Here is a 22,375-nt window from a genome sequence, read left to right as displayed (position 1 = left end):
AGCGCCCGCTGCAATGGGAACTATGAACATCGTCTTATAAGTCTTTAGTTCGAAAAATAAATAAGAGCGTCCCGCAGTTATAGACAGCGGAGCGCTCTTATTTATTTTATGTTATGGTAAATGCCGTGCGCAAATATAAGGGAACCGACGCTCAGTTATTTACCGACTTTCTGAGCCTGGCTCTGGATCACTTCCTCGAGGTACTGCAGCAAGCCGTCCTTAAGCTCCTCATGTTGAAGCGCATAATGGATCGTCGTCTGGATGAAACCCATCTTCTCGCCAACGTCATGGCGTTTGCCTTCAAAGTCGTAGGCGATGATCCGCTCCACTTCGCTTAAACGGGCAATGGCATCCGTAAGCTGAATCTCACCGCCTACTCCTACCTGCTGTTCACCCAGCAAATCGAAAATACGCGGAGTCAGTATATAACGTCCCAAGATTGCCAGGTTGGACGGTGCGTCCTCACGCTTCGGTTTCTCTACCAGCCGGTTGGCTTTGTAGACACGTTCAGCCAAAGGTGTACCATCTACAAGACCGTATCGGGATACCTCTTCCCAAGGCACCGGCTGAACTCCAACTATGGAGGATTTATATTGATCGTAAACCTCAATCATCTGTCTAAGGCAAGGTTTGTCCGCTTCAACAATATCATCTCCGAGTAATACAGCGAACGGTTCATTCCCGATAAATTTGCGGGCACACCAGATAGCATGTCCTAGTCCGCGCGGTTCCTTTTGCCGGATATAGTGAATGTCAGCCATTTCGGAGGATTTGCGCACAGACTCCAGCAGCTCCCACTTCTGTTTCTCAGCCAGGTTGAACTCCAGCTCAAATGAGTTGTCGAAATGGTCTTCAATCGCGCGCTTGCCTTTACCCGTCACGATGATGATGTCTTCAATGCCGGAAGCAACGGCTTCCTCCACAATATATTGAATCGTTGGTTTGTCTACAATCGGCAGCATTTCTTTGGGCATCGCTTTGGTCGCGGGCAAAAAACGGGTTCCGAGACCGGCAGCGGGAATAATCGCTTTACGGATCTTCATCATATAGCTCCTTCGTATTCTTTTCTTTTTCCGGTTTTAAATGATATGGTAAAATGCATAATTATTTTAATTATAGCAGTTATGGACGATTTTTGGGAGTTATATGGTTAGTCATTTAGGAAAATTAATCCTGCAGACAAAAAAAGACAGTGCGGCATGGAGGATCCATCCCCCCTCGTTTGCCACACTGGCTCTGCATAGAATCGGAGCTAGGGACTGGCTTACCATGGGATTGGTAAGCCAGTCCTACTCTTCTTTACTTCGCGTTGACGAGCTGTCCACGTGTAACGCCAAGCTGGTTGGTGGCTTTCAGGCTCTTCCATACCTGCGTGCCGGAGATTTCACCACGGAGCGCACGGGAGTAGAGACTAATGACCTCGGCAACCTGCTCCGGTGTTTCTTCCAGAAATTCGACGCGGAAAGAAGAAACGCCCAGTTCGCGGAAATTGTTCAAGTATTCCGCGCCTGACTGTTCAACCGCATTGTACACGGTATTGCGGCAGCCTTCATCCACACGGACAGGATGGGACATGCCGATCCGGTCCTGCAGAGATGCACGCTGCTCCTCGCAAGGGCGTCCGCAGTTCGTATAGTCTGTGCCTTCACTCATGAAGGTGCAGTACACGCAGTGCTCGGTGTGGAACATCGGCAGATGCTGATGGATCACAACCTCCATCCGTGAGGTGTCGCTGCGGTCCAGCAGATCAACCATTTGCTGAATGTTCAGGTCATAAGAAGGCGTGACCACATCGCAGCCCGCTTCCAGGAACAGATCCACCGCCTTATGATTGGCGATATTCAGCGAGAAGTCGCCAATCAGCCGCGGATGCACAGCATCCGGCTGCTCCATGCGGCGGCGCAGATAATAATACAGCGCGCCGGTATTGCGCACCAGCACAGCATCCGGCTGCAGGCGCAGAATATTGGCGTGATAGCCGTTCTCGCCCGGCATATGGATGCGTGGCGTGGCCAGCGTGATGCTGGCCCCCGCAGCCCGGACAGCGTCTACTGCTGCCGGGAACTGCTTGATAAATTCGAAGTCGGCGTAAATGCTTCTTACGCCGGCTTCGAGGGCAGCCTGCACCTGCGGCAGGCTGCGGCACAGCGCGGTGAGCTCCGCATCACCGCTTGCAGCGACGTCCCTGCGGGAAGCGTCGCTATAGATCTCTACCGCCCGTTTCACGTAGACGGGCGGTTTCGGGCGCTCGCCGGCAAGCAGCTCCACCGCTTGGCGGCGGATGCTGTTCAGCTCGCGCATAGGCACGATCACGTCGCCTTCCAGCTGCGACGTAAGCGCCTCAAGCTGGAACACGGTCCCGCCCAGGCGGCCGAATTGTTCTTCCAGCAGGGCGGCGTCCATCGGGCGCTTTTGCGCAGTCTCCAGCAGCAGCTCCGAGTCCACACGGACAGTCACGTCCTTCTGCACGTCCGTCCACCATGTAGCCAGCTTCTCTCCTGCGCGGCCTTCCACCTTGACATGAACCGGGAAGACGCGGTACGGCTTCTCGGTTTCGTAGCTCTGGCGCAGCGCCTTGTCGAGCGCCGGATCATTGGTCTTCCAGATGCGGTCACCGACATGCAGGCGGCGCAAATCCACATCGTTGCGACCAGGCACAATGTCGATGATCCAGCCTTCGCCGGCTTCGCCCTCAAGCTTCACGCCTTTGCGGCGCAGGTCATACACGCGTCCGCCTTCTTCCTTCTTGGTCGGATCACCGGCGTCGAACACGATGCCGTCTCCGCGTTTAAGCGGAGCATGAATGCGGCAAACTACGCCATCACGGAGAATTTGCTCCACCGTGCCCATATACACACCACGGCTTTTCGGGAAAGTCCCGTCAACCAACTTTTTGTTGTTTGTTCCCTCAAGGAAGCCATGCGTAAAGCCGCGGGAAAAGCTCTGCTGCAGCTCACGGATATCTTCCTTAGAGGTCGGAGACCAGTTCCCGTCAAAATACCGGTCAATAGCCTTACGGTACTTGCTCACCACGTTTGCCACGTACTCCGGGGTTTTGAGACGGCCTTCTATTTTGAAAGAGGTCACACCCGCTTCGATCAGCTCCGGCATCAGATCAATGGCCGCCAGATCCTTAGGAGACAGCAGATAGGTTACATCACCCATCGGCTTCACTTCACCGTCGACCATCAGGTCATACGGCAAACGGCAGGCCTGGGCACACTCCCCGCGGTTCGCGGAACGTCCCCCCCACATTTCCGAGGTCAGGCATTGCCCTGAATAGGACACACATAGTGCTCCATGCACGAAAACTTCCATCGGCAGGCGGGCCTGCTCACCGATCGTGCGAATCTGTTTCAGATTGTTCTCTCGGCCAAGCACTACACGCTCCAGCCCGAAGGGCTTCGTAAACTCCACTGCCTCCGGTGAAGTAATCGTCATTTGCGTCGAACCGTGAATCGGGAAGTCCGGAGAAATCTCGCGGATCATTTTGACAAGCCCCAAATCCTGTACAATCACCGCATCCACACCCGCATCTACACAGGCATCAATTAATTCTTTTGCATCTGCCAGCTCGTTCTCAAACACCAGTATATTAAAGGTCAGAAACCCCTTCACGCCATAGCTGTGCAGGAATGCCATAATCTCCGGCAGCTCCTCCGAGCGGAAGTTGTTTGCTCTGGCCCGTGCATTAAATTTCTCTACGCCAAAAAAGACAGCATCTGCCCCGTTTGCCACCGCTGCACGCATGCACTCCCAGTCACCTGCCGGAGCCAACAGCTCCACGTCTTCCCTGCGTATTCCTTGCTCGTTCATTTATATCCTCCCAAACCGTCCTATGGACGGGTCATTTCCATCTCTTTAACTTATTAATTGTATCAAATATCACAGCCTTGCGCCATTGATTTGCCAGAAATTATACAGGGAAAGGACTTTAACCGGATTATTTAAACCGAACTTATTCCTAACCCATCCCTTCCGCCTTGCACATCGTCAAAGGAGAAATGAATATTTCTTCAACCCAGCCCTGATAAAAAAGTGTCCCGGTTCAAAGAGTATCTGAATCTCTCTGTCCATATTTTTGACATGACTCTGGTAACCATCACCATTCCAGGCCAAGAGTGGCCACCAGACATTTTGCAGCAGAAGTTTTTTCGGCATATAGATGTCTTCTAGCCAAACGTCCCCGCCGTTCCCCTGTTCCTCCTCATTTCTTCATAAAAAAAAGAACGCCCCAGCCATAATTGGCAACTTGGGACGTTCTTCGTCTGCAATAATTATCCTATTTACTATTGATTCCTTATTCCTCAACATGCCCTGCCTATTTTTCCTCCCCCGCCAACACAAAAGACTTCAGCGTCTTGTCTATGAGAGCCTGCTGCTCAGGCGTTGCGTTAGCGTCATTTAGCGTGACAGTGAGGGTATAGACCCGTTCATTGTTGCTGAAAACGATGAGCTGGGTGCGGTAAGGAATGCCGTTTTTGCTCTGGTGCACAGTAAGGCTTGTGGCTGGAACTTCGGCAAAGGTGATGTCCTCCACACGTTCGACCTGCGGGCCTTTGGGGTCATTTTTCGTGTTCTGATAGTAGCTTTGGAGCTGGCTCACAGTGTACTCTGCCGAACCTTCGGGGCTCACAGTGATTTGGAAACGCCCTCCGGTGAAGCGGTACTCTACGTTCTGGGTTTCAAAGACATCCTGGACAGCTGTCCATAATGACGGAATATGAATGCTGTAGCCATAGGTTTTGGAGCTTTTGTTGACTGTTTTAGCGTAAAGTACCGGATAGTCATCTGTTTCCAGCCGCCCGAAGTTCTCTTTTATTAATTCAAAATCAATATCAATTGAGCTTAAAATATCCTTGAACCGTGCCTTGTCCTCATCCTGACCGGCAACTACCACATATTCTACGTAATAGCGGTGCCCATTCTTCAACAGCAGGGTTTGATATTTCGTAATCCAGCCGCTGCCCGGGTTCAGCAGACTTTCAATGACCCGCGCCGGTTGACCGGAAACTTTTGCAGACGTGCTATCTTTAATCGTATAAGCCCCGTCCACATAGTTGGCCCGAATCTGCGCCTCCAACTCCTTGCTCCAGGTTTCCAGCGTAGAACCGGACGGAGCAGATGTCACTTTCACACGCAAATAGCTCCCCTCTTTGCTCTCATAATACAGATGCTGGTCATCCATACTCCAGTCTGCCGGGACCTGCAGCGCAATGCCGTAGTCCTCATTGTACCCTTCATGCAGCCCGTTTTTTACTGTGGAGAGATCACGTTGGCTTTTATCATTCGGGTCAAAGGTTGGGCGGAAGGAGTTCAACAGCACCGCATATTTATCAAAATCCTTATAGTTTACTGCATTGTCATCGGTCAGATACAGCTCATAGAGTCTCCCTCCGGCATTATATTGCCTGTTCTCCCACAGTGCGCCGCTGGAATCCTTGCTGACAATTCGCGCGTAGGGTACAACGGCATTCGGATAAGTTTCCCGGTCCAAAATCGTTTCCCCGCCTTCCTCAGCCGAGCGGAGCAGCCCGTCCAGCAATTGTTCCGGGTCTGCCGGATTCTCCTGCGGTGAGGCATGAACCTCCAGATAATACTGATTCTCTGAATTCATAAAGGTAGCCACACCTCCATTGCCGCCGCTGTCGCCAACTACCAGACCGGGAGGATAATTCATGCTCCACTGAAAATAGCTGTTCCCTATCCGGGTCTTACCGACATCGCTGTCAATGCCGCTATCCCCGGGCGCCTCTTCTTCAGTGACCGATGGCACAAGCGACACTACCAGCTCACCGTTGCTGCCGGAAGTTACACGTGCGTCCAGCACTCCCGCCACGAACCTCAGCGGGACCATCAAAACCCCGGAGACCATATGCGGCGGTGCAGCAAGTTTGATTTTGACGCCATCCTTCCAGGCAGTGCTGCTGCCTATCACCATCGTTCCCGTATGCCGTCCGTACATCACCTTGACCACATCGCCGGGTTCGAGGGAAACCGTGCTGCCAAATGTTTTCTTAAACACGCCGAGCGGCACCATGACGGTACCATTCTTCATAAAAGGCTGCTTAATCGTAATTTTCTTGCCATTCACCGTTGCAGCCGGACTGCCGACCTTAAGGGTGAGCTGCAGCTCGGCTTTCTCCGCCGCGTGCACCTCTGTGGCCGGGAGCACAGTCAGCAGCAGCAACAGAGCAAGCATCATTGTAGATAGACCACGAAAAGTATATCTGCGGTCCCTATTCCGCCCCTCTCTTCCCAGTGCCTTTTTACTCTTCCGCTTGTCCATCAGCATCACCTTCCACATCAGCTTCTTCATTGTTTATCAGGGGATCGACCTGGCCAAGCGTGAGCTTCCGGGTAACAATATCGCCGTCGCTCTGCATAAGCAAATTTACCACCGCACCCGGTGCGTAGCTTTTGAAAAGTTCATTAACATCCACTAAGGAGCCGACACGGTGGCCGTTAATCGCGTATAAAACATCCCCTTCAAGAATCCCTGCCTTGTCTGCTTCCGCAGAGATGACCTTCGTAACTGTTAATGGATCTTGGGAGGGCAGGCCCACTAAAGCAGACCAGCTTTCCTCCAGTTCCAGGCCAAGACTTGGATGTTTTACCTCACCATACTTGAACAGCTGGTTCATAATGTACTGCACCGTATCAGACGGGATAGAAAATCCCATATTCTCTACGCCTACTGCGGCAAATTTCAGACTGTTCACGCCCAGCACCTCGCCTTTCATGCTGACGAGCGGACCGCCGCTGTTGCCTGGATTAATCGCTGTATCACTCTGGATGAGCCGATAGGCAGCATCCACTGAACGGTTAAGACCGCTGACCACCCCTACCGTAGCAGAATTTCGCAGCGAGAAGGAAATGGGTGTACCGATGGCAATCACTTTGTCGCCAACCTGAATGCTGGCAGCAGCTTGTGCAAACTTCGCAGGCTTTAATGCCTTGGCATTGATCTTGATCAGTGCCAGATCACTAACCTCATCCAGATACGTATTTGTGATGCTGTAGGACTTCGCGTCCGATGTAACGACCACAGCATTCTGCAGCCCCTTCATCACATGCGCATTCGTAATAATCCAGCCGTTTGCCCTGACGATGATACCTGATCCATGGGACAGATTAAAACGGTCATTGGGTGCATTAGAGCGATCTTCTGAATATTTGCCGATGATTCCTACTACCGACGGGGAAACCTCTTTGATAATTTGCGGTACCGGATCGGTTATCGAGGCTGCACTCTTTTTGCTGCCGGTCAGGGTACTTCCTATTTCTTTGATCTTTCCTGAAGACGATACATTCCCCGCAGTCTGCAAGCCATCCGGAAACGGCGCCCCCTGCGCAGAAAGCGATCCGCCTCCTATTCCTGTCAGCAATACTCCGCATAGCAACAGTCCGAGGCTTTTCTTAACCATGCTCTTCCCCCATTTCCCCAGCCTTCGCCGGGCGCTCTCTCTGACCTTGTTCCAGGTTGTACATAATGCAATTTACTCATATGAAGACGTGCATAATTTGAAAAAGACGCCTTTAGTCACGCCAGCTGGCGGTTAAAGGTGTCTTTGGGTAAACTTAAATCTGCAATTGTTTTGACTTGAATTTGAAGCAGGCAGTGCCCCTGTGTCAACTTAACCAGTGCATAAGCATCGCGTAGTCCGAAACCGCAAATACCAGCAAGCTTACCACTCCGAAGCCAATCGCAAATTTGTTCTTCTGCGGAGCCCGCAGCAGCCGGATGACCCCAATGAGTATCAGGATGGTAAAGGCGATCATAAATACATCGAAGGTATGAAATTTAGACGGTTCTTGCGCAGCAGCTTCTGCAAGCAGCATGGCATTACCTCCTCGAAAGTGTTGTCAAGCAAGTTCATCTAATCCATATCTCCCTCTATGTTATCGCTACCATTTCAGTGACGCAATAGGAATTGCATAAATTTTATGTAAAAGTCACGAAAAATATTTTTTAGCGCCGGATTCGGGATAAAAATCATGATATTTTTCATTGACACCTTGTTTTATTGATTTTTCAAAGAGCAAATTATATGTAACGCAAATCCTTCTCTTTGAATCTTACTGCGGACATGCTCCCGATATGCCTGATTCAACTATTAACTGTCCTTATTTCTAAATGGCTTTCAAGCCTGCTTGAGGTACAAAGCTTGCTGAGCTGACCAAGCTTTAATTTGGCAGAGTACAGCAAGACTGACTGAACATTATCTGAATGATTATTGAAAAATAAATCCCAAAAACTAAAAGAACCACGGCGAAGATGCTGTGGCTCTTTAGTTCTTTGTGGGCGATTGCTACTTACAAACTTCAAAATGAAGTGTACCCCGCTCAAAAAGGCAATCTCGTACAAGTGTGATCTGATACCTATATGTGCACCCGGATAAGACTAGATGTAAATAACGCAATTAAATCGGACGATCTTAACCTGTAGGAAACTTAAGTGTATTTCGTGCAGCTATTTTCACTTGAATGGCTTAGAAACGCCCCTTTTGCAAGAAATAGCTGCACAGAATACAATTATATCTGCTTGTGGCGCTCATTCAGTGAATATAACTGCACAAGTGCAGTTATACTGTCTCCGACGTCTGCAGCTGCAGAGCTTCAGTCCGCTCTGTATCGCGGATCAGAATCGGCTTCAGGTATTTGCCGGTATAGGACTCCGCAACGGTGATTAACTTCTCCGGTGTCCCTGTAGCCAGTACCGTTCCCCCGCCGCTGCCGCCTTCCGGTCCCATATCAATAACATAATCGGCCGTCTTGATCACATCGAGGTTATGTTCGATGACCAGAACGGATTCGCCGGAATCCACCAGGCGGTGCAGTACCTCCAGCAGGCGGCCGATGTCATCCACATGCAGCCCTGTTGTCGGTTCATCCAGAATGTACAATGTCTTGCCGGTACTGCGGCGGTACAGCTCGGAAGCCAGCTTCACGCGCTGCGCTTCACCCCCGGACAACGTCGTTCCCGGCTGGCCAATCTTGATGTACCCAAGACCCACATCCAGCAAGGTCTGCATTTTGCGGTGGATGCGCGGGATGTTCTGGAAGAACCCGGTTGCATCCTCTACCGTCATCTCCAGCACATCAGAGATGTTTTTGCCCTTGTATTTCACTTCCAGCGTTTCGCGGTTGTATCGTTTGCCTTTGCATACTTCGCAAGGAACATAGACATCCGGCAGGAAGTGCATTTCAATCTTGATAATTCCGTCTCCACGGCAGGCCTCGCAACGGCCGCCTTTGACGTTGAAGCTGAAGCGGCCCTTCTGGAATCCGCGCACCTTGGCTTCATTGGTTTTGGAGAACAAATCACGAATATCATCGAACACCCCGGTATAGGTAGCCGGATTGGAACGCGGCGTGCGGCCGATCGGCGATTGGTCGATCTCTATGACCTTGTCCAAATTGTCCAGACCGCGAATTTCCTTATGCAGGCCGGGACGGACCTTAACGGCCTTATTCAACTGACGGGCCAGGCTCTTATAGAGGATTTCATTAACCAGCGACGATTTGCCGGAACCGGAAACTCCAGTCACTGCAGTAAAGACGCCCAGCGGAATCTTGACATTTACGTTCTTCAGGTTATTCTCTTTGGCTCCGCGAATTTCCAGCCAGCGGTCATCGGTTGGCCGCCGTTTGGACGTAACCGGAATAAACTTGCGTCCGCTTAAGTAGTCTCCGGTCAAGGAATTCGGGTCTTTCATGATTTCCTGCGGCGTCCCTTGGGCAATAACCTGTCCGCCGTGGATACCGGCACCCGGTCCGATATCAATAATATAGTCTGCTGCCATCATCGTATCTTCATCATGCTCAACCACAATTAATGTGTTGCCGAGATCGCGCATATGCCCCAGTGTGGCGATCAGCCGGTCATTGTCCCGTTGATGCAGACCAATACTTGGCTCGTCCAGGATGTACAGAACGCCCATCAAGCTGGAGCCAATCTGCGTCGCCAATCTGATCCGCTGCGCCTCACCACCGGAGAGTGAACCTGCCGCACGGCTGAGTGTCAAATAATTCAGACCCACATTCACCAGGAAGCCAAGTCTGCTGCTAATCTCTTTCAGGATAAGATGGGCAATGGCCGTTTCCTTCTCGCTAAGCACCAGATTATCAAAGAAGTTCAAACAGTCGCCGATCGAGAGATCCGTAACATCCGCTACATTCTGCTCATTAATTGTGACCGCAAGAATTTCTTTCTTCAGCCGTTTTCCCTTGCACACATTACAAGGCTTGGCGCTCATGAAACCTTCGATAAACTCACGGATTCCATCCGATGCCGTATCACGGTAACGTCGTTCCAGATTCGGAATAATTCCTTCAAAGGCAACCAGCGCATCTTTTTTCTGGCCGAAGTCATTTTCATACCGGAACCGGATTTTCTCGCTGCCTGTGCCGTGGAGCAGCTTGTTCATGTGTTCAGGAGTCAGGCTGTTTACAGGAACATTTTGCGGAATCTTAAAGTGCTCACAGACCGATTTCAGAAACTGCGGGTAGTAGTTCGATGTGCTGCCGGTCCAGGCCAGAAATGCCCCTTCTTCAATCGATTTCTCGGAATCCGGAATTAATAGATCGGGGTCGACAACCATATTCACACCAAGCCCATCACACTCAGGACAAGCGCCGAAAGGGCTGTTGAAGGAGAACATCCGCGGTGCCAGCTCTTCAATACTAAATCCGCATACCGGACAAGCAAAATTCGAACTGAACAGAAGTTCTTCCTGGCCGATGACATCAACCAGAATCTGTCCACCCGAGAGCTTCAAGGCTGTTTCAAGTGAGTCAGTCAGACGAGTCTCCATATCATCCTTGATGACAATACGGTCAACCACGACCTCGATGGTATGCTTCTTGTTCTTCTCCAGTTGAATATCTTCAGTAACTTCCCGCAGCTCGCCATCAACGCGCACACGGACAAATCCCTGCTTGGAGATGTCCGAGAACAGCCCCTTGTGTTCACCCTTGCGCCCGGAAATAACCGGTGCCAGAATCTGCAGCCGCGTCTTCTCGGGATACTGCATAATCCGGTCCACCATCTGTTCGACGGTCTGTGATGTAATTTCGATCCCGTGATCCGGGCAATGAGGATGGCCGACCCGGGCAAATAACAGCCGCAAATAGTCATAAATCTCCGTAACCGTACCTACCGTTGAGCGCGGATTGCGGCTTGTAGTCTTCTGGTCGATCGATATTGCCGGAGATAATCCGTCAATGGAATCAACGTCCGGCTTCTCCATCTGGCCCAGGAACTGGCGGGCATACGCCGACAAGGACTCGACATAACGGCGCTGTCCCTCCGCGTAGATCGTATCGAACGCCAGCGACGATTTGCCGGAGCCGCTAAGTCCCGTAAGCACGACGAAGCGGTCCCGCGGAATCGTTACGTCAATGTTCTTGAGATTATGCGCCCTAGCGCCTTTGATTACTATATTTTCGTTCGCCAACGGTACCTCTCCTTTATATAAATCATTTAGTTCAAAACTAGTTCAAAGCCTTATTTAAAAGCCACATTTCAAAATATTTCCGATCCCTCCCAAACCCTCCCTTCCAAGGGAGGGCCCCAAGGGCTGCGCCCTCTGGACACCCGCAAGGTTGGCGAAGGAGATGGGTGGTGCTGTACTTAGCTGTTATGGTGCTCGGAGCGCTTGTCCCTACAGGGACCGCTTCAACGCCAGTGCTCCACTGGCCGGCACGCTGCATGCTGCTGCGTGCCGGGATGCTGTCCCTTCGGGATGCGCTAAAACCGAAAACCTTCAGGACGGCTGTCCCTGCGGGATGCGCTAAAACCGAAAACCTTCAGGACGGCTGTCCCTGCGGGATGCGCTAAAACTGAAAACCTTCAGAGCGGCTGTCCCTGCGGGATGCGCTAAAACCGGAAACCCGCCAAGACGGCTGTCCCTTCGGGATGCGCTAAAACTGGAAACCGCCAAGACGGCTGTCCCTTCGGGATGCGCTGACAACAGCCAACGGAGCAGTTTATCTAAAAAGAACGGCCTGGGAAGCGCCGTTCCGGTACTCGCTTAAATATTTACTCGGCACGCAGCTCCAGCAAAGCATCACGCAGCTCGGCGGCGCGCTCGAATTGCAGGTTCTTGGCGGCGTCCTTCATCTCGGCCTCCAGACGCTGCATCAGGCTTTGGCGGTCCTTCTTGCTCATCTTGCCGCCCACGCCAGTGAGATATTCGGCCTTGGATTCGGCGACCTTGGTCGCCTCGATGATTTCGCGGATTTTCTTGTTGATCGTCGTCGGGGTGATTCCATGCTTCTCATTATAGGCAATCTGGATCGCCCGGCGGCGTTCGGTTTCGCTCATAGCTTTCTCCATGGAATCCGTAATACGGTCACCATACATAATGACGCGGCCGCCAGAGTTACGGGCGGCACGGCCGATAGTCTGAATCAGTGAGCGCTCAGAACGGAGGAAACCTTCCTTGTCGGCGTCGAGAATCGCGACAAGGGATACCTCTGGCAGGTCTAGTCCTTCTCTTAATAAGTTGATACCCACGAGGACATGGAACGTACCGAGACGCAGATCACGCAGAATCGCCATCCGCTCCAGCGTCTTGATGTCAGAATGCATATATCGGACCTTGATCCCGATCTCCTTGAAGTAATCGGTCAGATCCTCGGACATTTTCTTCGTAAGTGTCGTTACCAGTACCCGTTCATCGCGTTCCACACGCTCGCGGATTTCACTGATCAGATCATCGATCTGGCCTTCTGTCGGACGCACCTCAATAATCGGATCAAGCAGACCGGTAGGGCGGATAATCTGCTGCACCATCGTATCGCAGTGTTCCATTTCGTATGGACCTGGCGTAGCGGACACATAGACAATCTGGCTTACCTTGTCTTCGAACTCCTCAAACTGAAGCGGCCGGTTATCCAGCGCTGACGGCAAGCGGAATCCATGCTCTACCAGGACGGTCTTCCGCGCACGGTCACCGTTATACATGGCCCTGATCTGCGGGAGGGTAACATGAGATTCATCAATAATAATCAGCATGTCATCCGGGAAGTAGTCCATCAAGGTATAAGGGGTTGCTCCCGGCTCACGGAAGGTGAGCGGTCCCGAATAGTTCTCAATCCCGGAGCAGAAGCCGACCTCCTTCATCATCTCGATGTCATAACGCGTCCGCTGCTCAAGCCGCTGGGCTTCCAGCAGCTTGCCTGCGTCGCGAAGAACGGCCAGCCGTTCCTCCAGTTCACGTTCAATGTTGACGATCGCTACCTTCATCGTTTCTTCCTGGGTTACAAAGTGAGATGCCGGAAAGATCGCGATATGCTCACGTTCACCGATTAATTCTCCGGTCAGCACGTCAATCTCGGTAATTCGTTCAATCTCGTCGCCGAACAGTTCTACCCGGATGGCATGTTCTCCCTGTGATGCCGGGAAGATCTCAACCACATCGCCGCGCACACGGAATGTACCGCGGACAAAATTTATGTCATTGCGCTGATACTGGATATCTACTAATCTGCTTAAGATCTGGTTGCGTGGCTTCTCCATCCCTACCCGCAGCGAGAGCAGGAGGCTTCCGTATTCCTTCGGCGAACCGAGGCCATAAATGCAAGATACGCTCGCTACAATAATGACATCACGCCGTTCAAACAATGAACTGGTCGCGGAGTGGCGCAGCTTATCTATCTCTTCATTGATGCTGGAATCTTTCTCGATGTAGGTGTCGGAGGAGGGAATGTAAGCCTCTGGCTGGTAGTAATCGTAGTAGCTGACGAAGTAATCTACCGAATTGTTCGGAAAAAACTCTTTGAATTCACTCGCCAGCTGCGCAGCAAGCGTCTTGTTGTGCGCAATTACCAGCGTGGGGCGGTTTAACTTGGAAATCACTTGTGCGACGGTGAATGTCTTACCTGTACCCGTCGCTCCCAGCAGCGTCTGGTGCTTCTTGCCCTGCCGGATGCCGTCCAATAATTCCTCAATGGCATGAGGCTGATCGCCCTGGGGTGTGTATTCGGACTCCAGTTCAAAAGTCTTCGTACTGACGACAATATCGCTCATTTGCCCGTCTCCCCTCTATCGTCTAAAATATAGTAGTATAGTATAATTGTGGCCCTAAGTACTGGCTCTCCATACAATCCTGAAAAATATGGAAGATAAGAATACTTGTTCCCGTTTATTATACAGTGTTGCCTACATTCATGCAAACCATAATATATAGAAAAGTAAGGAGTCATAACCTATGGATATCACCGCAATTATCGGCCTCCTGGCTGGACTGGCCGCTATGATCGGCGGCTTCTTTTGGGAAGGCGGCAATCTCTCCGGATTGCTGCAGCCTAATGCTGCACTAATTGTCTTTGGCGGCACATTCGCCGCTGTTCTCATCAGCTTTCCAGCATCTAAACTGCGCCATATCCCTGCTGCACTGCGCATGGCCTTCGGCAGGCATCCGGACCTGAGTGAGCAGAACGCGGAGGAGCTGATCTCCATGGCTGCTATTACCCGGCGCGGCGGTGTGCTCTTACTGGAGCAAAAAGCCGAAGAACATCCCAATCCCTTTACCCGTGAAGGATTGCTGCTGATCGTTGATGGCACAGATGCTGACGAGGTTCGCCAGATTCTGGAGCTGGACATGGATGCCAAAGAGTTAAAGTACAACGGCTACGCCAAAATTTTTGAGGCGGCCGGAGGCTACGCACCCACGATGGGGATTATCGGGACGGTCATGGGACTGATCCATGTCCTCAGCAATCTGACCGATCCTTCCAATCTGGGAGCATCCATCGCAGTCGCTTTTACAGCGACGCTTTACGGTGTAGCCAGCGCCAATCTAATATTTTTACCCATTGCCTCCAAGATCAAATCCCGCAGCCAAACCGAGCTGGCTGGCATGGAGATGCTGCTGGTCGGCATTCTGGCCCTGCAGAACGGGGATCATCCGCAGCTGGTGCGCAAGAAGCTTAGCTCCTTCACTGCGGACTCTGCCGGAAGCCGTGAGCATGAGTATGCAAGAGGGCTGCTATGAGGCAGAGAAACCGGCGTAAGCAGCACGCCGAAGGCCGGGAGAGCAATGACCGCTGGATGATCACTTATGCCGATCTCATTACACTTTTACTTATATTTTTCGTCATTATGTTCGCCATGAGCAGTCTGGACGTGCAGAAATACAAGATTGTCACCGGTTCCCTTTCGGAAACGTTCAGGAGCGGCAACCCCGTGCTTGAAGGTGGCGATGGCATTCTGGAGAGCCAACAAGAAACGGAAAACAGCGGCTCAGCAAACAGTCAGGATAATGGGACAGGAAGCGAAGCTGCAGGCACAGCCGATGCCGGAGAGGCGGCTCAGCCGCCTTCGTCACGTGAACTGGCTTTCAAGGAACAGGAAGCAAAGCTGGCCTCATTGATGGGCGTCATCACCAAATATGTTGAAGACAACAACCTCGGGGATCAGATCTTTGTTGCAGATAAACCACAGGGCATTGCCATTACGCTTAGCGACCGTTTCCTGTTCGATGCCGGCAAAGCCGAGCTGAAAGCACCTGCATTCCCTGCGCTCCGCCAGCTCTCGGGCCTGTTCCGCGGCATCGGTGCATCCATCAGCATTGAGGGGCATACCGACAATACCCCGGTGTCGGTTGGCTCACGCTATAACGACAACTGGGAGCTGTCAGGCGCACGGGCGCTCTCCATCCTGCGTTTCTTCCTCGACAATGAAGGACTGGATCCGGATACCTTCCAGTATGCAGGCTATGCCGATACCCGGCCCGCTGCCGACAATACTACGCTGCTTGGAAAACAGAAAAACCGCCGTGTCGAGCTAATCGTGCTGCGGCAGCTTCAAGACGAAGAATAATTCCGCCTTTCAGCCCGGAGAGCAGCAGATGATGAAAGGTTACATTTGCTTCTAAAGGAGTCTGAGCAGGTATGGAAACTCTAAACGCAGCATCACCTGATCCCGCCCGATTTTTAAAAAATCTGCGTCTACTAGTCTCGCTATTGGTTACCGCGTTTCTCCAGGGAATCATTACGTTCTTCGTTGGGGGCATGGCTTATTTCCTTTTACTCTCGTCGTACTCCCTTTTCTGGGGCGAACAAGCCAATGTATATCCGCTAAGCAAGCTGATTCAAATCGCCGTTCGTTTTTTGCTTGCGGGCGGCGCTTTTGCCTTGCCCTGGCTGGGAGTCTGGTGGATGCTCTACGGTCTGGCCGGCAACGGACGCATCCGCTGCTTTTTTCTGCACCTGTTTTTCGCTTATGTGCCGCTTGTGGTTATCTTTTTGCAGCTTGATCCCGTGTATTACCCGGACACAATGATCCCCAGCTCAGCCGGTGAGATGACCTTTTTTGTCTGCATGGCCATGGCAGCTGTCCTGCTGTACCCCTTTTACTCTATCGGCGTTTACTACTTTGTGCTCAGACCGGCTGCACCCCCTCGCAAAGTCTACAGATTTATCCTTCTATGCTGTTTATTCGTCATGATTGGCCTTGCACTGCTGCCCCTCTTGTGGCGGATGGCTCCACATTTTTATCCGGGACTTGCAGATTTCCCAAGCCGCTGAAAGCGCAAAAAAGACAGACTCCTCACATTAGTGCAGCTAATGCGCGAAATCCGTCTTTAATAAATTTTCCACAAAACCAATTGCTATTCCCCAACCCGTTCACGGTAAGCGGCTGCGTCCAGCAGTCCCGATACGGCGTCAGCATACTCGCCTTCGATCTCCAGTTCAAAAATCCAGCCCCCGCTGTACGGCTGATCGTTAATCAGCTCCGGGCTGTTCTCCAGTGCATCGTTAATCTTGGTAACCGTTCCCGATACCGGTGAGTATAATTCGGAAACCGTCTTCACGGATTCAATGCTGCCCACGCTGTCCCCGGCAGAAATAGCCGATCCAACTTCAGGAAATTCCACAAATACGATATCGCCTAGTAAATGCTGGGCATGGTCCGTAATCCCAACACGTATTAACCGTCCTTCGCCCTGCTGCGCCCATTCATGCTCTTCGCTGTACAGCAGGTTATCTAGCACTTCACTCATTTCAAGCCGCCTCATTTCCGAATTGGAGTTGTGAATTTAGTTATAGACTAAGTTATCGTCCTGCTCAATGTCAATATAACTGACAGGAAATAAAAATTTGTCATCTTTTTGACGTTTTTTTGTTGACAGTGCACCTCCATACCCGCTTTAATGGAGACAGCAGAAAATTATACGGTTTGCGAATGATGGCATAGGGAGAGACCGTCTCTTGAAGACGGCGCCGAAGGAGTAAGCCCTCTACGGGGTGAATCTCTCAGGCAAAAGGACCTTTGCCGGACGCATCTCTGGAGAGCATCAGGCCCTGCAATTGCAGCGTACTGGTCACCAACGGGGAAACCTGCCGGGTTCACAGCAGGGTAACTCTCAGGTACAAAGGACAGAGCGGAAGTCTATATGCGCGTGCGCATATTTGGCTTCCGCCTGTCCTTTTTTTAATGGGCAGAAACGGACTCCGTCCCTGCCGGCAAAGGAAATCCCGTTAGGCTTGCATGTAATCAGACCAAGGGAGTGAGCACATGAACGCTTTGAAAAGAACGCCTTTTTATGACCTATATTCTGCTTATGCGGAGTCCAGATGCATTGACTTCGGCGGCTGGGAGCTGCCGGTGCAGTTTACCGGAATCGTCAAGGAGCATGAGGCCGTCCGCGGACAAGCCGGACTGTTCGATGTGTCACATATGGGTGAATTCATGGTTAGCGGCAGCGGCTCGGAAGCCTTCCTGCAAAAAATGACGACCAACGATGTCAGCAAGCTGGCAGACGGTGGAGCGCAGTACACGCTGCTTCTATATCCAAACGGCGGTGTTGTCGATGATTTGCTCGTATACCGCCTCGGTGAAGAGCGTTACATGCTTGTCGTGAACGCCTCCAACATCGACAAGGACTTTCAGTGGCTGCAGCATCATCTCACCGCAGAATTCAGCGGCGTCAGCCTGAGCAATATCTCGGATGAGACTCTTCTGCTCGCCCTGCAGGGCCCGCTGGCTGAGGCCATCCTCTCCAAAGTTACAACGGCTCCCATTGCTGAGCTGAAGCCTTTCCACTTCATCGAGAACGCCGAGGTGTGCGGTGTGAACGTTCTGCTCTCCCGCACCGGATATACCGGCGAGGACGGATTCGAGCTCTACGCGCCGCCGGATACGGCGGCTGCGCTGTGGAACGGCCTGCTGGAAGCGGGGGCTCCGCACGGCCTGACACCGGCCGGTCTTGGCGCACGCGACACGCTGCGCTTTGAAGCCAAGCTGCCGCTGTACGGCCAGGAGCTGTCGGCGGATATTACGCCGCTGGAAGCAGGCGTGCAGTTCTTCGTGAAGCTGGATAAAGAAGATTTCATCGGCCGTGATGCGCTGCTGAAGCAGAAGGCTGACGGTCTGCCCCGCCGCCTCGTCGGTCTGGAAATGATCGACCGCGGCATTCCGCGTTCCCACTACCCTGTATACGGGAATGGAGTAAAGATCGGTGAAGTGACTACCGGAACACAGTCTCCAACACTCAAACGCAATCTCGGACTTGCGCTGCTGGATGCAGCTTACAGTGAAATAGGTACAGAGGTAAACATAGAGATCCGCGGCAAGCAGCTCAAGGCTGTCGTGGTCAAAGCGCCATTCTACAAAAAGAGCCAGGGAGTGAAGCCGCAATGAAGCACCGTTATCTGCCAATGACTGAACAAGACCGCCACGAAATGATGGAAGCAGTCGGAATTCAGTCCATGGAGGAGCTGTTCTCCGATATCCCCGAGGCCGTCCGTTATCAGGGAACTATGCCGATGTCGGAGGCACTGGATGAATACGCCTTGCTGCGCCATATGAAAGAGCTGGCCGACAAAAATGCCAATTTCGATACCCACGCCAGCTTCCTCGGCGCCGGCCTCTATGACCATCATATCCCGGTCGTTATCAATCATGTCATCTCCCGTTCGGAATTCTACACTGCTTATACTCCTTACCAGCCGGAAATCAGCCAAGGCGAGCTGCAGGCGATCTTTGAATTCCAGTCCTACATTTGTGAGCTGACCGGCATGAAGGTGGCCAACGCCAGCATGTACGATGGCGCTACGGCTTTCTCAGAAGCGGCAGTACTTGCAGCTGGTGCCACCAAACGCAAAAAGCTGATTGTCTCCCGAACTGTTCATCCGGAGGCCCGCCAGGTGTTGCGCACTTCGGCAGGTGCCTGGGGCCTCGATGTCGTAGAGATTGACTATAAAGACGGTGTAACCGACCAAGCGAAGCTTGCCGCAGCCATCAACGGCGACACGGCGGCTGTCCTGGTGCAGTCACCGAACTTCTTCGGCGCGATAGAAGATCTCGGTGCCATCGAGCCGCTGATTCACGGCGTCAAAGGTCTGTTCATTGTCAGCGCCAACCCGCTGGCGCTCGGCGTGCTGGAAACGCCGGGCAAGCTCGGCGCCGACATCGTCGTCGGTGACGCGCAGCCGCTGGGCATTCCGGCTTCGCTGGGCGGACCAACCTGCGGATTCTTCGCCGTAGCGGAGCATCTGATGCGCCGCATGCCGGGCCGGATTGTCGGCCAGACCGTTGACCGGAACGGCAAACGCGGCTTCGTGCTGACGCTGCAAGCCCGCGAGCAGCATATCCGCCGTGAAAAAGCCACTTCGAACATTTGCTCTAACCAGGCGCTGCTGGCGCTGTGCGCTTCCGTCTATTTGTCCGTGATGGGCAAAGAAGGCATGCGCGAGGTTGGCGGGCTGAACATCCGCAAGAGCCACTATGCCGCCGGCAAACTTGGTGAAATAAACGGTGCTGCAGCTGCGTTCTCAGCTCCTTACTTTAACGAATTCGTCCTGAAGCTTCCGAAAGGAAGTGAAGTCAGCGAGATTAATTCCAAGCTCATTAAAGCAGGTTATCTCGGCGGTTACGATCTGGGCCGTGATTATCCGGAGCTTGCCGGACATATGCTGGTTGCCGTCACGGAGAAAAGAAGCAAAACCGAAATTGACCAATTCGCCAGCGCACTGGAGGGCTGTTTATGAAACCGGAACAAAGTCTGATCTTTGAGCTTAGCCGTCCCGGCCGCTCGGCCTACTCCCTGCCGCAGTGTGATGTTCCGCAGGACGAGAACCTTGATGCACTGATCCCTGCAGGACTTCTCCGCAGCGAGCCGGCCGTGCTGCCGGAAGTATCCGAAGTGGATGTCATCCGCCACTACACCGCGCTGTCCCGCCGCAACTTCGGCGTTGACAACGGATTCTATCCGCTCGGCTCCTGCACGATGAAATACAATCCGAAGATCAACGAAGATGTTGCCCGTTTCACGGGACTGGCAAAGATTCATCCTTACCAGCCGGAAGAAAGCATTCAGGGTGCTCTGGAACTGATGTACACCCTGCAAAATGATCTTTCCGCTTTGACCGGAATGGATGCCGTCTCCCTGCAGCCTGCCGCAGGCGCACATGGTGAATGGACCGGCCTGATGATGATCCGCGCCTACCATGAGAGCCGCGGCGAAACCCGCACGAAGGTGATTGTGCCGGACTCCTCGCATGGCACCAACCCGGCCAGCGCCGCAGCAGCCGGACTTGATACGGTGACGATTCCTTCCAATACTAAAGGAATGGTTGATCTTGAAGCGCTGAAGGCAGCTGTCGGCAGCGATACCGCCGCGCTGATGCTGACCAACCCCAGCACACTCGGCCTGTTCGAAACGCAGATTGTGGAGATTGCCGCAATTGTACATGAAGCGGGCGGACTGCTCTATTACGATGGAGCCAACTCCAATGCCATTATGGGCATTACCCGTCCCGGAGACATGGGCTTCGATGTGGTTCATTTGAATTTGCACAAGACGATGAGCACCCCGCACGGGGGCGGCGGCCCGGGAGCCGGACCTGTCGGCGTGAAGGCAAAGCTGATTCCTTTTCTTCCGCAGCCTACAGTGGTCAAGAATGAAGATGACAGCTTCTCGCTGAACTATGGCGGCCCGGAATCCATCGGGCGGGTCAAAGCCTTTTACGGCAACTTTGGAATTCTCGTCCGTGCCTATGCCTATATCCGCACCTACGGGCCGGACGGCCTGCGCGGGGTTTCCGAGAACGCCGTGCTGAATGCCAACTATATGATGCACCGGCTGGCACCGTATTTTGAAATTCCGTATCCGGGTGTCTGCAAGCACGAGTTCGTGATGTCCGGCAAGAATCTTAAGCAATACGGCGTGCGCACGCTGGACGTAGCCAAACGCCTGCTCGACTTCGGCTACCACCCGCCAACCGTCTACTTCCCGCTGACTGTGGAAGAGTGTATGATGATTGAGCCGACCGAAACCGAAAGCAAGGAAACGCTGGATGGCTTCATCGAAACGATGATTCAAATCGTCAAGGAAGCCCAGGAGACCCCGGAAATCGTCATCAATGCTCCGCATACTACGGAGATCAGCCGTCTGGATGAAACGCAGGCCGCACGCAAGCCAGTACTGAACTGCTCTTGCGGTTAAAGCTGATTATCCCTAAACCGGCCCTATAAGGATTGAATAAGAGCCAGCCCTGGATACCAATTATCGCGGGCCGGCTCTTTTTATATGTATAAAATCTGTTAATGCGCAAGCTTTTTGGTGAACTGCCACCGGTCATTCACACGCATTTTACTGTAGATGTTCTTGACCATGTTACGCACTGTGCCTTCGCTAATCCCCAGCTCGTTGGCAATGTGCAGCGCACTTTTCTCCATCAGCCATAACCGGGACACATCTTGTTCGCGCGCAGTCAGTCTAAATTCCTGAAAACTGGCCTCCAGCCGGTACTGCTGCATCTCCGGGTGCTGCTCCATCCACTTCTCCGAAATGTTCTCAGCCACCTGCTGCACGAAGGGGATGGCAAATTCAATCTGTTCATTTTTATTGAAGGAAATATCCACATAACCATACACTATGCCATCTCTCTGCAGCGGAGCACATACGCAATTCCATCCTTTAAATACAATATTGGAATGTTCCTCGCCTCTAACTACACCTATACAGTTCATTTCCATAGCCAACGAGACCGCATTTAAACCAGAATATTGCCCTCCTAGGCTGACACCGACACCCACACCGGCCTGAAGCATATCCGCTTGAAGATCTGGAGAGGAAGATACCAGCTCCAGAATGACGCCCTCCTTGCCAGTTAAGAACACAACATAAGGAATGGAGATAAAATGGCTGATTTTTTTCATTTCGTTGCGGATGGAAGCAATCATTGCTGTATGATAAATACGGTCCTTGCCTTTTTCATCCGAAGAAACCGCTGTCAATTCAGCAGGTATTGCTCCTTCTTGTATGGCGACTGGCTGGAATAATTTAAGTTGTTCCTCCTTCAAGTCCCCGGGCAGGCACCAGACTCTCGTCTTGTCAAAGATACTCAAATAGCTCCACCT

Annotated in this window: 16 protein-coding genes and 1 riboswitch; of the genes, 7 read left to right on the top strand and 9 right to left on the bottom strand. The window is 52.3% G+C overall.

Translation table 11 applies throughout. The features are described from left to right. Positions 1-155 precede the first annotated feature (155 nt). The 6 genes from galU to uvrA form a co-directional block, all read right to left on the bottom strand. On the bottom strand, positions 156-1,043 hold the full coding sequence (gene galU / locus AC3WT9_RS27720) for a UTP--glucose-1-phosphate uridylyltransferase GalU (protein ID WP_341379960.1): 888 nt from the start codon (positions 1,041-1,043) through the stop codon (positions 156-158). A 256-nt stretch (positions 1,044-1,299) separates the two neighbouring features. Next, positions 1,300-3,816, bottom strand: a complete 2,517-nt coding sequence (locus AC3WT9_RS27715; protein WP_341379961.1) for a U32 family peptidase — start codon at positions 3,814-3,816, stop codon at positions 1,300-1,302. A 505-nt stretch (positions 3,817-4,321) separates the two neighbouring features. Beyond that, positions 4,322-6,289 (bottom strand): stalk domain-containing protein, encoded by a 1,968-nt coding sequence (locus AC3WT9_RS27710; protein WP_492408296.1) that lies wholly within the window; start codon positions 6,287-6,289, stop codon positions 4,322-4,324. Beyond that, positions 6,270-7,448: a S1C family serine protease gene (locus tag AC3WT9_RS27705; RefSeq protein ID WP_492408310.1), complete on the bottom strand. Its 1,179-nt coding sequence runs from the start codon at positions 7,446-7,448 to the stop codon at positions 6,270-6,272. Before AC3WT9_RS27705 ends, AC3WT9_RS27710 begins: the two co-directional genes overlap by 20 nt. A gap of 184 nt (positions 7,449-7,632) precedes the next feature. Continuing rightward, positions 7,633-7,842 (bottom strand): DUF2759 family protein, encoded by a 210-nt coding sequence (locus tag AC3WT9_RS27700; RefSeq protein ID WP_038597219.1) that lies wholly within the window; start codon positions 7,840-7,842, stop codon positions 7,633-7,635. A gap of 743 nt (positions 7,843-8,585) precedes the next feature. Further along, positions 8,586-11,459: an excinuclease ABC subunit UvrA gene (gene uvrA / locus AC3WT9_RS27695; protein WP_341096700.1), complete on the bottom strand. Its 2,874-nt coding sequence runs from the start codon at positions 11,457-11,459 to the stop codon at positions 8,586-8,588. Positions 11,460-11,626: 167 nt separating this feature from the next. On the opposite strand from uvrA, the gene AC3WT9_RS27690 reads away from it, so the two are divergent. Beyond that, positions 11,627-11,842, top strand: coding sequence for a hypothetical protein (locus AC3WT9_RS27690; RefSeq protein WP_341379963.1), 216 nt, complete (start codon positions 11,627-11,629; stop codon positions 11,840-11,842). A 201-nt stretch (positions 11,843-12,043) separates the two neighbouring features. On the opposite strand, the gene uvrB is transcribed toward AC3WT9_RS27690, so the two are convergent. After that, on the bottom strand, positions 12,044-14,035 hold the full coding sequence (gene uvrB, locus AC3WT9_RS27685) for an excinuclease ABC subunit UvrB (RefSeq protein WP_038597223.1): 1,992 nt from the start codon (positions 14,033-14,035) through the stop codon (positions 12,044-12,046). Positions 14,036-14,216: 181 nt separating this feature from the next. On the opposite strand from uvrB, the gene AC3WT9_RS27680 reads away from it, so the two are divergent. The 3 genes from AC3WT9_RS27680 to AC3WT9_RS27670 all read left to right on the top strand — a co-directional run bounded on the left by AC3WT9_RS27680 (position 14,217) and on the right by AC3WT9_RS27670 (position 16,536). After that, on the top strand, positions 14,217-15,002 hold the full coding sequence (locus AC3WT9_RS27680) for a flagellar motor protein (protein WP_341379964.1): 786 nt from the start codon (positions 14,217-14,219) through the stop codon (positions 15,000-15,002). After that, positions 14,999-15,829 (top strand): flagellar motor protein MotB, encoded by an 831-nt coding sequence (locus AC3WT9_RS27675; protein WP_341096705.1) that lies wholly within the window; start codon positions 14,999-15,001, stop codon positions 15,827-15,829. The genes AC3WT9_RS27680 and AC3WT9_RS27675 overlap by 4 nt, the downstream gene beginning before the upstream one ends. A 71-nt stretch (positions 15,830-15,900) precedes the next feature. After that, positions 15,901-16,536 carry a hypothetical protein gene (locus AC3WT9_RS27670; protein ID WP_341379966.1) on the top strand — a complete coding sequence of 212 codons (636 nt, stop codon included), beginning with the start codon at positions 15,901-15,903 and terminating at the stop codon, positions 16,534-16,536. 83 nt (positions 16,537-16,619) lie between these two features. On the opposite strand, the gene gcvH is transcribed toward AC3WT9_RS27670, so the two are convergent. Further along, positions 16,620-17,012, bottom strand: coding sequence for a glycine cleavage system protein GcvH (gene gcvH / locus AC3WT9_RS27665; protein WP_038597232.1), 393 nt, complete (start codon positions 17,010-17,012; stop codon positions 16,620-16,622). Positions 17,013-17,194: 182 nt separating this feature from the next. After that, positions 17,195-17,291, top strand: a riboswitch (glycine riboswitch). A gap of 236 nt (positions 17,292-17,527) precedes the next feature. Between gcvH and gcvT the strand changes: the two genes are divergently transcribed. Genes gcvT through gcvPB form a run of 3 tightly spaced genes read left to right on the top strand, consistent with a single transcriptional unit; the run spans position 17,528 to position 21,458 of the window. Beyond that, on the top strand, positions 17,528-18,652 hold the full coding sequence (gcvT, locus tag AC3WT9_RS27660; protein WP_341096709.1) for a glycine cleavage system aminomethyltransferase GcvT: 1,125 nt from the start codon (positions 17,528-17,530) through the stop codon (positions 18,650-18,652). Beyond that, on the top strand, positions 18,649-20,001 hold the full coding sequence (gene gcvPA, locus AC3WT9_RS27655) for an aminomethyl-transferring glycine dehydrogenase subunit GcvPA (protein ID WP_341096710.1): 1,353 nt from the start codon (positions 18,649-18,651) through the stop codon (positions 19,999-20,001). The genes gcvT and gcvPA overlap by 4 nt, the downstream gene beginning before the upstream one ends. Then, positions 19,998-21,458, top strand: coding sequence for an aminomethyl-transferring glycine dehydrogenase subunit GcvPB (gene gcvPB / locus AC3WT9_RS27650; RefSeq protein WP_341379968.1), 1,461 nt, complete (start codon positions 19,998-20,000; stop codon positions 21,456-21,458). The genes gcvPA and gcvPB overlap by 4 nt, the downstream gene beginning before the upstream one ends. A 98-nt stretch (positions 21,459-21,556) precedes the next feature. Here the strand turns inward: gcvPB and AC3WT9_RS27645 are convergent, their stop codons facing one another. Further along, complete coding sequence (locus AC3WT9_RS27645; RefSeq protein WP_341379969.1) at positions 21,557-22,363, bottom strand: LuxR C-terminal-related transcriptional regulator; 807 nt, start codon at positions 22,361-22,363, stop codon at positions 21,557-21,559. Between the last annotated feature and the right edge of the window lie 12 nt (positions 22,364-22,375).

It is taken from the genome of Paenibacillus sp. EB106-06-01-XG199 (assembly GCF_058791575.1).
Note: the sequence above shows the minus strand (reverse complement) of the source record. Positions and strands in the feature narration are given on the sequence as shown.

Bases quoted from the DNA above. Each gene is read 5' to 3' on its own strand.
- galU (WP_341379960.1), bottom strand. From the start codon at position 1,043: ATGAAGATCCGTAAAGCGATTATTCCCGCTGCCGGTCTCGGAACCCGT.
- gcvPA (WP_341096710.1), top strand. From the start codon at position 18,649: ATGAAGCACCGTTATCTGCCAATGACTGAACAAGACCGCCACGAAATG.
- gcvH (WP_038597232.1), bottom strand. From the start codon at position 17,012: ATGAGTGAAGTGCTAGATAACCTGCTGTACAGCGAAGAGCATGAATGG.
- AC3WT9_RS27680 (WP_341379964.1), top strand. From the start codon at position 14,217: ATGGATATCACCGCAATTATCGGCCTCCTGGCTGGACTGGCCGCTATG.
- gcvT (WP_341096709.1), top strand. From the start codon at position 17,528: ATGAACGCTTTGAAAAGAACGCCTTTTTATGACCTATATTCTGCTTAT.
- AC3WT9_RS27700 (WP_038597219.1), bottom strand. From the start codon at position 7,842: ATGCTGCTTGCAGAAGCTGCTGCGCAAGAACCGTCTAAATTTCATACC.
- AC3WT9_RS27710 (WP_492408296.1), bottom strand. From the start codon at position 6,289: ATGGACAAGCGGAAGAGTAAAAAGGCACTGGGAAGAGAGGGGCGGAAT.
- AC3WT9_RS27670 (WP_341379966.1), top strand. From the start codon at position 15,901: ATGGAAACTCTAAACGCAGCATCACCTGATCCCGCCCGATTTTTAAAA.
- uvrB (WP_038597223.1), bottom strand. From the start codon at position 14,035: ATGAGCGATATTGTCGTCAGTACGAAGACTTTTGAACTGGAGTCCGAA.
- AC3WT9_RS27715 (WP_341379961.1), bottom strand. From the start codon at position 3,816: ATGAACGAGCAAGGAATACGCAGGGAAGACGTGGAGCTGTTGGCTCCG.
- AC3WT9_RS27675 (WP_341096705.1), top strand. From the start codon at position 14,999: ATGAGGCAGAGAAACCGGCGTAAGCAGCACGCCGAAGGCCGGGAGAGC.
- gcvPB (WP_341379968.1), top strand. From the start codon at position 19,998: ATGAAACCGGAACAAAGTCTGATCTTTGAGCTTAGCCGTCCCGGCCGC.